The following is an 11,219-nucleotide window of genomic DNA, read 5'->3' on the forward strand; positions in this document are numbered from 1 at the left end:
GCATTGCAGGTCAGTAAAATCTGATGAAGCTTACTCTTGTATAAACACAGTATAAGTTTTCCTTATTTAGGTTATCACTTGCTAAAATAGTGAGTTCGATCCTTTTTGATTTTAAGTATACCCTATAAGAGTGTTGATTTTATTTTGTTTTCAGGAATAGTTTATAGAGTGAGTTCTAATAAGAAATAGAGATGGTGGAATATGTGATAAGGGGTACGCCCGTCTGGTTTGATTATCAGAGGGGCGTTGTTCGTGGGCAAAAGCAATGGCATGAAACAACATTCTTTTCTCATAATCAGGGTAACTCCTTTTCGTCTCGTAATGTGGGAAATGGAGATTGGGGGGTATCGTCTTTTATAAGGCGGTATCAAACCTTTTGGATCGTTTCACCCAATGGGAAGGAAGTGCATGTTAGTAATATAAAGTTTAAATGTCGGGATGGACAGGAAGCTATTTTGATACGGGGAGGGAAAAAGGGAGACCCTAACAGCACGTATTTGACGCTGTATAATATTAATTCGCAGAAAAGTGCTTATTTTGGGATAAAATCTGTTTTTATAGTAGGTGATTATGTTAGGTTTCTTTTTAGGGAGTTCATATTATATGTAATTTTATATGTTATTGCGTTATTAATTTCAGATTTTGTTATTTCTATAGGGGGAGATGTTATTTTTCTTTTAGTATCTCTTCTAATGATCATAAAAATATTTATACGTCTTCTTGTTTGTAGGAAGGAGACTAATTTAGCGTTAACTGCGTATTTGCATGATGTTCTTAAAAAAGAAGGGATATCAATGTGATGTGTTTGCCCTTTTCTGGACATATATAAGGGTTGTGAGTAGGTTTGTTACTAATATGGAGCGATGTGTCAGGGAAGATGTTGAGATGAAAAAACTTATCTATCTATTGGGCCTTATCCTTTCATTAAGTGCCATGCCAGCGCAGGCTGATGGTATGTTTAAGATTGCGGCGGCGGATAATCAGCCCTCCGGTTTTGGGACAGAGGCTAGCGCGCTGGTGGTTGTGGAGGTGTATCGCATCTCCGTACCAGCAGAGAAAGCACGGGCGAGTATGAAGGATATTCGGCAAGCCTTGGGTTTGGTGCAGACCTTTAGGGCCCTTCCTGCTGGGACGACCTCTATTACGGCGGCAACTAAGGAGGAGTTTTGGAAGGGCCGGAACATGCGTGAGCGTGTTTTTATCAATATGATTCGTAATCAAGGGTATGACATAGACAAAGTGGCAGAGGATGTGACGCCCTTTAACACATTGCCTGTACAGATGTCCGACAATAATAAAGGTAAGATTGATAGTTCAGAGATGGCTTTTAGCTTCGATGCACAAGCATTTAAGGCAGAAGATAAAAGCGTAAAGCTTACATTTAACGCCTCTGCGAAGCCCTTTAGCGAGAGTGACCAGTTTTTCAGTAAACAATATACGTTTAAATTGAAGAATGTAGAGACCGGGTATGCGTTTGATAAACCAAAAGAATCATCCAAGCTTGGGGATCGTAATATTTTTGTCTTTTCAATTACGCCCTTTTTGATGGATAGTTTTCTCTATCCTGTTCAAGCAAAATAAATACATAAGGGGGAGAGGGTATGATGCAGTCTGTTATGGAGTGGCCTGCTAAAAGCCCTCTCCCTGATAGCGATGTTGAGCATCCCGCGCTTTATCATCTCCTTGATGTCGCAGCAGTGGCGGAAGTGCTTATTGAGCCTTTCCCCTTTTCACCGCCTCTTAAACAGGCTTTTGTAGCTCTTGTTGGGTTGCATGACCTCGGTAAGTTTAGCGAGAGCTTTCGCGCTATGTTGCGGGAGGGGATAGCTCAGGAGTTTCGGCATTGGGAACTCACAGAAATCTTCCTGTATGAAAAAGATGAGTATTTGGAGGAATGGCTCGGTGGTGAGGAGGATGTCCGGCGTTGTTTGTATGCGTCCATAGCCGGGCATCATGGTCGTCCTCCGAAAGTGAGTCTGCAAGGGGATAAGTATGACGAATGTTTAGAACAATTTGGTGAGGGAGCGGAGAGTGCGTCGGAGGTTTTAGAACTATTCCGTACGCTTTGGCCTGAAGCCTCTTTAGCGGAGCTGAATGAGGAGGATGCTATCCGCCTATCATGGTGGTTACCGGGTTTCTGTACAGCGGCGGATTGGGTTGGGTCGAACACATTTTATTTTCCTCCGCTAGCCCCGGGGTTGGAGCCGCAAGTATACTTAGAGAAAGCCCGTGAGACAGCGCGTAAAGCTGTACAGGAGGTAGGGCTTGGCAGCACAAGCGCGCGGGATGAGGCGTTATTTTCCTTTGCGTTGCGTCCGCTACAAACCGCGTGTGTTGATGTGCCTTTGCCGGATGGTCCTAGTTTGGTCATTTTGGAGGCAGAAACTGGGGCAGGTAAGACGGAAGCGGCATTGCTTTTGGCGCAACGTATGGCTTTGGCTGGGAAGGGGCGAGGGTTGTTTTTTGCCCTCCCCACTATGGCAACGGCCGATGCGATGTTTGAGCGTGTTAAACAAAGCATTGGCAAGATGTTTGACAAGCCAACCCTTACTCTTGCGCATGGGCGGGCGGGTCTTTCGGTCCCTTTTCAAGATTTAGTGTTGGGGCAAAGCCGTACGGGCGAGGATGTACCACATGATAAGGTTACGAGCTCCGCATGGTTGGCCCATGATAACCGGCGCGCTTTGTTAGCAGATGTTGGTGTCGGGACGATTGACCAAGCGTTGTTGTCGGTTCTTCCCGTGCGGTTTCAAACATTGCGGCATTATGGCTTATCCTCAAAAATTATAGTGGTGGATGAGGTTCACGAGATGGGTGAGCCTTATATCGCGCAAGAGCTAGTGGCTTTGTTGAAAATGCATCGGGCGATGGGGGGCTCGGCCATTTTATTAACGGCGACATTGCCTTTAACGTGGCGGGAAAAATTACTGGCCACATATGGTGGTGAGGCGCAGTCTTATGCTTACCCCGCGATAACCGTAGCAGGTGGTGAGGCCGTTACTGCTTTTGCAGCGGATGAACGCCCCCAAAAAGGCTCGGTAAAGGTAGAACGTCTCGGCACTATGGATGAAGCCGTGCATTATCTTACCGAATGTGCGGCAAAGGGAGCGGCTTGTGTATGGGTGCGCAATGCGGTTGATGATGCTATTGCCGCGGTAGAGGTTTTGCGCCAGCAAGGGATAGAGGCGCGGCTTTTGCATGCGCGTTTTGCGTTATGCGATCGTAAGCGTTTGGAGCAAGAGGTTCTCTCCCGCGTGGGGCGTGATGGCACTGAGCGTGACGGGTTTGTTTTGGTCTCGACACAAATTGTTGAGGCATCGTTAGACCTAGATTTTGATGTCATGGTCTCGGACCTTGCGCCTATGGGCTCTCTAATACAGCGTGTCGGGCGGTTATGGCGGCATATGGACCGTCGTCCTGCCGCAAATCGGCCCGTACCCGCACCAATCTTGAAGGTTCTTTCACCTGACCCTGCGGTGATAGAGGGTGAGCGTTGGCTACAAGGGGCTTTGGGTAAGGGGGAATGGGTGTACCCCCTGCCTGATATGTGGAGAACGGCCTCTGTTCTATTCCGCACGGGGCAAATTGAAGCTCCAGAAGGCTTGCGGAGTCTTATTGAGGCTGTTCATGGGGATGAAGCCGAGCCGGTACCGCCCGTTTTAGAGAATGCGGAAAATGAAAGATGGGGCAAGGATTCAGCGGCTAATAATTTAGCGTGTCTAAATATTGTCGCTTTAGGGGATGGCTATCGTAAGGCTGGCAATGGAGCGGATGATGCGCGTTATCCGACACGTCTGGGTGATGAGACGAGAACATTAATGGTAGCGCGTTATACAGAGGCAGGCTTACGCCCTTGGGCGCAGGCTGATGGCAGTACCAATGGTGATGAGAAGGCTTTATGGCACTTATCGGAGCTTTCTGTGCGGGTTGCTAAAGTAGCGCACCTTGAATTGCCAGACCAAGCTGCCCCAGCGATTCAGGCTATTAAGAAAGACTGGCCTCAATGGAGGCAAGCCAGCGTTACGCTATGCCCTGTGCAGGAGCCTGAAGGCGATATTTGTGCGGGACTGCATTATGACAGAGATAACGGGCTAGTATTCTACAATAAAGAGGATGAAAAGAGATAGTATTTATTATCAACACAGAGTTGTGTCTATATGGCTATTGCTGGGTAAGATTTCTCTTTACGGTTAGTTTGAATAGTTTGTGAGGGCTTAGCGTTGTTGAATCTCATCACGGATCCGTGGATTCCTGTAAAATGTAAAGAGGGCCGCCGGGTGATTGCCCCGTGGCAAATAGCGGAGAGTGATGTACTATTCCCCGATTGGCCTAGGCCTGATTTTAACGTTGCGTGCTTGGAGCTATTAATTGGGCTTGTTTATATGGCAACCCCGCCTTCTGATAAGAAGGATTGGAAGGCACGTACAAAGCCCGACCCGGAGGGATTAAGGACCGCGTTGGAGGCTTATGCTCCGGCTTTCTTTTTAATGGGGGATGGGCCGCGTTTCTTGCAGGATTATGACAAGCTTGATGGTGCGCCTAAGCCCGTTGACACATTGTTTATCGATAGTGCTAGCGATCAAGCAAAAAAGGAGAATCGGGACCTTATGGTCCATCGCCAGCGTTATAAGTGTTTGACGTTGCCAGAAGCGGCTATGGCTCTCTACACTTTGCAGGATTTTGCGCCTGCTGGTGGTTCTGGGTATCTAACCTCCATGCGTGGTGGTGGCCCGCTTGTGACGATTTTAGACCCCGGCAAAACATTGTGGGATTTAGTGTGGTTGAATGTGCCATTTGGCCAGCCTTCTATGATGAAGGACCTCCCATGGATGCGCCCGACCCGAACATCAGAGAAGGGGAAGGGGCCAGTACGGCCTAATGATGGTAAGGATGAAAATGCTCCTCCCTTTACGGCTGAAGCCTTTTTTGGCATGCCCCGCCGCCTACGTCTTGTAGGGGATGAACAGGGGATAACGGGGGTTATCCAAAAACGACACGGGACGAATTATGAAGGGTGGCAGCATCCTCTTAGTCCCTATTATCGTATGAAGTCCGGAGAAATGCCACTTCCCCGGCACCCGCGTGCGGGTCGGTTTGGGTACCGTAATTGGTTGGGTGTTCTTATTGTAGGGAAACCTTCTCGTGAGGATGAAGAGGGTTTAGAGCATCGGGCTTTAATTCTTCAAGAATGGGACGGGATGGACAGACCAACAGGGAAGCAAGTGTCTGTTATCGTCGCGGGTTGGGCTATGAGTAAGGGGAGTCCGTTAGATTTTGTTTTTTCACGTCAACCAATGCAGATTTGTTCGGCTGAAGCGGTAAGGCGTGTGAAATGTTTTATTGAGGCTGCGGAGATGGTGGCTTCTATGCTGCATCAGGCTTTAGCGTCTCTTTTGGATAAAGGGGAAGCGCGTGACGCGCAGCGGGAGGAGTTTTATCTCAAGACGGAACCGGCTTTTTATGAGCATTTTCGCGACATAGCCGAAGGTGGTAACCCTGCCGAGGCGTGGTTGGGTGAGATGCGGGATCAAGCTTTGTCTCAATTTGATGTCTTAGCCAAACCAGGACTCTCTGAGCGTGGCATGAAGGAGATGAAGGCGATCGCAGAGGCGCGGAAGTTCTTGAGCATAGCGTTACATGGCCATGGCAAAAAAACAGGGGCTTCATTGTTCCAGAAGTTAGGTCTTCCTGTTCCTACAACAAAAGCGCAGAAGAAGGGGCAAGCGGCATGAGTGAGAAACGATCAATCGGGGAGGAAATTTTCCAATGGTGGAGGAATTATATCGCCCCGCGCGTGCAGGGCCAGTCTGAGGATGAGGCGGAGGGTAAAGCCCAAAAAGCGGGTAGTCGTGACGCACGGCAAAGTGCAGCGCGTGCCTTAAGTGCGCGGTTACGCCGCAGTACATATCCTGATATTTTGTTTGAGCCGACCGTCTCTAGGCTGGTTGTTACGCTGGGTTTAGGAGAGCATCAGCTAAAGCCTTTTGCTCAGACGCTGCATGTTATTAGCTTTGTGCGTCACAATGTGCCCGATAGCTTAGCAAAGCGGTTAAAGGGCGCAGATGAAACCCCTGTGATGTCGCATATGCGCTTTAAGCAATTAATCACGGCAGAGAGAGATGAGGTCGCGTCTTTATTGCGGCGTGCCGTCACTTCGGCGGATGAGAAATGTAATGTGGCGCGCCTTGCAGGGGATATGATGTTTTGGGGCGATCAAACGCGTACGCGCTGGTGTTTGGACTATTTCGGGGTTCCGTTTGGCTCTGAAAAGAAGGCTGAGCCTAGCCAAGCTTGAGTTTCTGTTTTTACCTGATGGATAGAGTGAGTGTTTTAGCATGACTGTTTTTGTACAATTCCACCTTTTGACGACATACGGCCCATCTAATCCTAATCGTGACGATATGGGGCGGCCGAAGCAGGCTGTGATTGGTGGTGAGACGCGTTTGCGGCACTCCTCACAATCGATCAAGCGCGCGTTGCGGGAGAGTGCCTTCTTTGCGGAGAATCTTGCGGGTCATATGGGGGTGCGGACGAAGCGTCTTTACGGTAAGTTGGTCGAACATTTAGTGAAGAATGGCATCAAAGAGGCGGTTGCTCATAAAACTGCTGAAGAGGTTGCGGGTATTTTCGGTAAATTAGAATCTGCAGGGAAAGAGTCCGGCGATAAGCTTGCTACGACACTAGCTTTTATTTCTCCAGAAGAACAGAAATTGGCCTATGAATTGGCTGAATCTGCGGCTGCAGGTGAGAAATTACCGAAGGATAAAGACCTTAAAAACCGGGTTCTTCGGAATGCTGATGGTGCGGTGGATGTGGCTATGTTTGGGCGTATGCTGGCCTCTGATGCGGACTTCAATCGGGATGCCGCTGTGCAAGTGGCTCACGCTTTTACGACGCACCGGTCTATAGAGCAAGAAGACTGGTTCTCTGCGGTGGATGACCTCAATAAAGCAGATGAGACAGGGGCCGCGCATATTGGCGAGACCGGTTTTGGCTCTGGCGTATTCTATCACTATGTTTGCGTGAATGTGGACCTTTTGATTGAAAATCTAGCGGGTGATAAAGAGCTTGCTGTTAAAGCGTTGGAGGCCTTGGCAAAAGGTCTAGCGCAAGCGACGCCTAGCGGTAAGCAGAACAGCTTTGCTCATCATCCACGCGCCCATTACATTTTGGCAGAGCGTGGCGAGCAAGCCCCGCGTGATTTGTCTGGTGCCTTCTTTAAGGCTGTGGAAGGCAAGGACTTGCTGGGTGAATCCGTTACGAAATTGGAAGCTACCCGTGAGGCGATTGATAGAGCCTATGGTCCATGCTGGGAGGCAGAAGCTAAGCTGCATGTTGGTCATGATGATGGCGCGACATTGGAAGAGATTGCTGCATTTGCAGGCGAAGCCGCGCGGGGTGCGTGATGTCTTCTTATCTGGTGTTTTCGCTCGCAGCCTCTCTTGGGGCGATGGGCGAACTTGCCGGGCATGAGCGGCGCGGGTCGCTGCTCTGGCCCGGTCGCTCCGCCCTTATTGGTTTGATGGGGGCAGCCTTAGGCATTCCGCGTGATGGTGATTTCTCACTATTAGATGCGTTAAAGATTGATGTGGCGATTTTTGCAAGCGGTGAGGGGGTGCGGGATTTTCATACAATCCAAGCTGTGCCATCCGCTGCGGTGAAGAAGCCCAATTCGCGCCCGGAGGCTTTGTTAGCTGCGGGGGACAAGGTAGAGACGAGCATTACGCTGCGTGACTACCGGGCGGGGGTGTTCTATGGCATCGCCGTACAGGGTGAAGGCTTGAAGGTTATAGAAGCTGCCTTAAAGAAGCCGTGTTTTACGCTCTATTTAGGGCGGAAATCATGCCCGCTTGCTGCACCACCACACCCGCAAATCGTAGAAGCGGATACGGTGGAGGACGCTTTGGGGCATATAATAGTGCCGAGGGTGCCACATTGGTTTTCGTCCTTTGGGGAGGAGGGCAAATTAGAGGCACGCACTCTCGTGGTGGATGGCGCGCATAGTGATGAACACGCCCCGCGTGAGATTGTGCACGATGTGCCGTTAGACCGGCAACGCTGGCATTTTGCTGCGCGCGAGGTTGCTCTGCGCTCGGTGTCGATTAAGGCACAAATAGCCGGAGAGACAAAGGGGGAGGCGCGCTAATGGAGTGGTATTTAAGCCGTATTCGCCTCTCGCGTAGTCCTGTCGTGCGTGTTTTGGAGGATACGTTAAAACAGCCCGATGCGGGACACAGGCGGTCTGCTCAGCATAATATGTTATGGTCTGCTTTTGCGACAGACCCCGACCAAAAGCGGGATTTCCTCTGGCGGGCAGAGAGCGATGGGAGTTTTATCACTTTATCGCCGCGCCCACCACGGGATGATAATGAGCTGTTTGAAAAACCGGTGGTTAAGCCTTTTGCTCCTCAGTTGCAGGTGGGGGACCGGTTGCGCTTTCAACTACAAGTCAACGCAACACGGATGAAGCGTGATACGGGCAAGCGTGTTGATGTTGTGTTGGATGCGCTTTATCCCGTGGCGAAAGAGGAACGAGCAGCAAAGCGTATGGATCTTGCACAGCAAGAGGGCCAAGCATGGCTTGCCCGCCAAGGTGAGAGTGCTGGCTTTGTGTTGGAAAATATGCAGGTTGAGGATTACCGTGTGGAGCGGCTGCCACGTTTTGATAAACGGCGTGGCAAAGAGCAGCCAGAATTCGGTATCTTGGACCTGACAGGGCAGTTAGAGGTCACGGACCCTCAAGCCTTTTTGGAGAGGATGGGTAAAGGCTTTGGCCGCGCAAAGGCCTTTGGGTGTGGGCTTATGCTCATCCGGCGGGCTATATGAGCGGGGCGGGGAAGGGTGGGTTACCCGGTCTTGCCCCGCCAAAGCCGATCCCGCTTAAAGACCGTGCTTCGCTCATCTTTGTTGAGCGTGCCCAACTTGATGTGCTGGATGGTGCCTTCGTTGCTGTGAATGCAGATGGCACACGGACGCAAATCCCCGTTGGTGGATTAGCAGGTATTATGCTGGAGCCGGGGGCGCGTATCTCTCACGCAGCAGTATGTTTAGCCGCGCGTGTGGGGACGCTCATCACATGGGTAGGTGAGGCGGGGGTACGGTTATATTCGGCTGGCCAACCCGGTGGAGCGCGGTCTGATCGCCTGCTCTGGCAAGCAAGTTTGGCGTTGAATGACGAAGCGCGTTTGCGGGTTGTGCGGGAAATGTACAAGCTGCGCTTTAAGGAGGACCCACCAGCACGGCGATCGGTCGAGCAATTACGCGGCATTGAGGGCGCGCGCGTGCGGGAAGGGTACGCTCTTTTGGCAGCACAATATGGCGTGAGCTGGAAACGCCGCTCTTATGACCGGAAAGATTGGGATGGCTCCGATATTCCTAATCGATGTCTTTCCGCCGCGACAGCGTGCTTGCATGGTTTGTCCGAGGCCGCTGTATTGGCCGCTGGTTATGCCCCAGCGGTGGGGTTTCTCCATAGCGGGAAGCCGCTCTCCTTTGTGTATGATGTGGCTGATATTTTTAAGATGGATACAGTCATACCAGAGGCTTTTCGCATTGCGGGTAAAGCAGAGCGGGGCCGGTTAGATATGGCACCAGATCGTGCCGTGAGGCTTGCTTGCCGGGATAAGTTCCGCAAAGAGCGTTTATTGCAGAAGATTATCCCTACCATAGAGGAGGTTCTCTCCGCTGGTGGCTTGCCTCGGCCTGACCCTCCGCCAGAGGCCGTACCCGTCGCGTTTGAGGATGAACCCTTTGGCGACCCCGGGCACCGCTAATGCTTGTTGTCGTGGTTACGAATGCCCCGCCACGCTTGCGTGGTCGTCTCGCCGCTTGGTTGGTGGAGATACGCGCTGGTGTTTATGTGGGTGATTACTCCGCTCGCACACGGGAGATGATATGGGAGCAAGTGCTCGCTGGCTTAGGGCTGGGAGATGCTGTCATGGTCTGGCATGTGCCTAACGACCAAGGCTATGCCTTTCGCACCGCAGGGCGGAACCGCCGCATGCCCGTTGATTTTGATGGGTTAGAGCTTGTCTCGTTTCGCCCGGAACAGGAGGGAGGTGATAATTCTTAAAATATAATTTATGTTGGTACGCTCTTTGACAATTGAAAAAGATTTATAATACAGTTGGTTTTAAGAAGTATGTTCCCCGCCCCCGCGGGGATGAACCGGGCGTCCCTGTCCTCTGCCTGCCTGCGGATCAATGTTCCCCGCCCCCGCGGGGATGAACCGAGGCCCCCACCTAGGCCCCCAAATTGATGCGGATGTTCCCCGCCCCCGCGGGGATGAACCGGCAGAGGTTATGGGTTTGATGACTTATCTAAAATGTTCCCCGCCCCCGCGGGGATGAACCGGTGTTTCCCTTTTCGGGCAAATTTCTTATCAAATGTTCCCCGCCCCCGCGGGGATGAACCGTCATTATGAGGGGTAGCATCGATTTCGGTGCTATGTTCCCCGCCCCCGCGGGGATGAACCGTCTGAAAAGGACATTCGAAATATCACTAAACAATGTTCCCCGCCCCCGCGGGGATGAACCGTCAAAAACAACCATATCGCTTTAGGATAGGCTATGTTCCCCGCCCCCGCGGGGATGAACCGAGATTGAGTCTTTGTAAACGGCATATGCCGAAATGTTCCCCGCCCCCGCGGGGATGAACCGGCGGGCGTCCTTCTGGATTTAAAGACACGTTTATGTTCCCCGCCCCCGCGGGGATGAACCGCTGGTCTGGATTACAGCCAGCTCCGTGGAATGATGTTCCCCGCCCCCGCGGGGATGAACCGCAACAACAAAATCGCACCCAACACCATTTTTAATGTTCCCCGCCCCCGCGGGGATGAACCGTAGTCAAAAAATATTTTTGAAACTTTTTCGGGATGTTCCCCGCCCCCGCGGGGATGAACCGCCCGGAACGATTTGTTCTTGCCCTATATTGAGATGTTCCCCGCCCCCGCGGGGATGAACCGAACACTTACTTCTATTTAGAGTATCGTGAACAATGTTCCCCGCCCCCGCGGGGATGAACCGAAGAGGAGACGGAGGAGAATTCTAGAAACGAGATGTTCCCCGCCCCCGCGGGGATGAACCGTGTTAGTGTCCTTAAGTATTACATATTCATCCATGTTCCCCGCCCCCGCGGGGATGAACCGACGTTGTCGTTTGGAAAATACCCGGAGGTCTCATGTTCCCCGCCCCCGCGGGGATGAACCGTAACGCCTTGAC

Annotated in this window: 9 protein-coding genes and 1 CRISPR repeat array (1 of these 10 running past the window's edge); all 9 genes read left to right on the forward strand. The window is 51.4% G+C overall.

What is annotated here, in order from left to right; all coding sequences use genetic code 11:
• The first annotated feature begins 885 nt into the window (after nucleotides 1-885).
• The 9 genes from NQF89_RS07675 to cas2e all read left to right on the forward strand — a co-directional run bounded on the left by NQF89_RS07675 (nucleotide 886) and on the right by cas2e (nucleotide 10,072).
• On the forward strand, nucleotides 886-1,581 hold the full coding sequence (locus NQF89_RS07675; protein WP_266137897.1) for a hypothetical protein: 696 nt from the start codon (nucleotides 886-888) through the stop codon (nucleotides 1,579-1,581).
• Nucleotides 1,582-1,601: 20 nt separating this feature from the next.
• Nucleotides 1,602-4,127: a CRISPR-associated helicase Cas3' gene (gene cas3 / locus NQF89_RS07680; RefSeq protein WP_266137898.1), complete on the forward strand. Its 2,526-nt coding sequence runs from the start codon at nucleotides 1,602-1,604 to the stop codon at nucleotides 4,125-4,127.
• Between the two features lie 96 nt (nucleotides 4,128-4,223).
• The gene (gene casA / locus NQF89_RS07685) at nucleotides 4,224-5,732 is read left to right on the forward strand and encodes a type I-E CRISPR-associated protein Cse1/CasA (protein ID WP_266137899.1); all 1,509 of its coding nucleotides are present in this window, start codon (nucleotides 4,224-4,226) and stop codon (nucleotides 5,730-5,732) included.
• Nucleotides 5,729-6,295, forward strand: coding sequence for a type I-E CRISPR-associated protein Cse2/CasB (gene casB, locus NQF89_RS07690; protein WP_155579703.1), 567 nt, complete (start codon nucleotides 5,729-5,731; stop codon nucleotides 6,293-6,295). The genes casA and casB overlap by 4 nt, the downstream gene beginning before the upstream one ends.
• A 40-nt stretch (nucleotides 6,296-6,335) precedes the next feature.
• On the forward strand, nucleotides 6,336-7,406 hold the full coding sequence (gene cas7e / locus NQF89_RS07695) for a type I-E CRISPR-associated protein Cas7/Cse4/CasC (RefSeq protein ID WP_266137900.1): 1,071 nt from the start codon (nucleotides 6,336-6,338) through the stop codon (nucleotides 7,404-7,406).
• On the forward strand, nucleotides 7,406-8,146 hold the full coding sequence (gene cas5e / locus NQF89_RS07700; RefSeq protein WP_155573908.1) for a type I-E CRISPR-associated protein Cas5/CasD: 741 nt from the start codon (nucleotides 7,406-7,408) through the stop codon (nucleotides 8,144-8,146). The genes cas7e and cas5e overlap by 1 nt, the downstream gene beginning before the upstream one ends.
• Nucleotides 8,146-8,826: a type I-E CRISPR-associated protein Cas6/Cse3/CasE gene (gene cas6e / locus NQF89_RS07705; protein ID WP_266137901.1), complete on the forward strand. Its 681-nt coding sequence runs from the start codon at nucleotides 8,146-8,148 to the stop codon at nucleotides 8,824-8,826. The genes cas5e and cas6e overlap by 1 nt, the downstream gene beginning before the upstream one ends.
• On the forward strand, nucleotides 8,823-9,773 hold the full coding sequence (gene cas1e / locus NQF89_RS07710; RefSeq protein ID WP_099027480.1) for a type I-E CRISPR-associated endonuclease Cas1e: 951 nt from the start codon (nucleotides 8,823-8,825) through the stop codon (nucleotides 9,771-9,773). Before cas6e ends, cas1e begins: the two co-directional genes overlap by 4 nt.
• Nucleotides 9,773-10,072: a type I-E CRISPR-associated endoribonuclease Cas2e gene (gene cas2e, locus NQF89_RS07715; RefSeq protein ID WP_155573906.1), complete on the forward strand. Its 300-nt coding sequence runs from the start codon at nucleotides 9,773-9,775 to the stop codon at nucleotides 10,070-10,072. The genes cas1e and cas2e overlap by 1 nt, the downstream gene beginning before the upstream one ends.
• 69 nt (nucleotides 10,073-10,141) lie before the next feature.
• Nucleotides 10,142-11,219: a CRISPR direct-repeat array (repeat unit 29 nt; unit sequence ATGTTCCCCGCCCCCGCGGGGATGAACCG) (it continues 1,147 nt past the right edge of the window).

The sequence above is a fragment of the Bombella pollinis genome (assembly GCF_026385485.1).
Lineage (GTDB): Bacteria > Pseudomonadota > Alphaproteobacteria > Acetobacterales > Acetobacteraceae > Bombella > Bombella pollinis.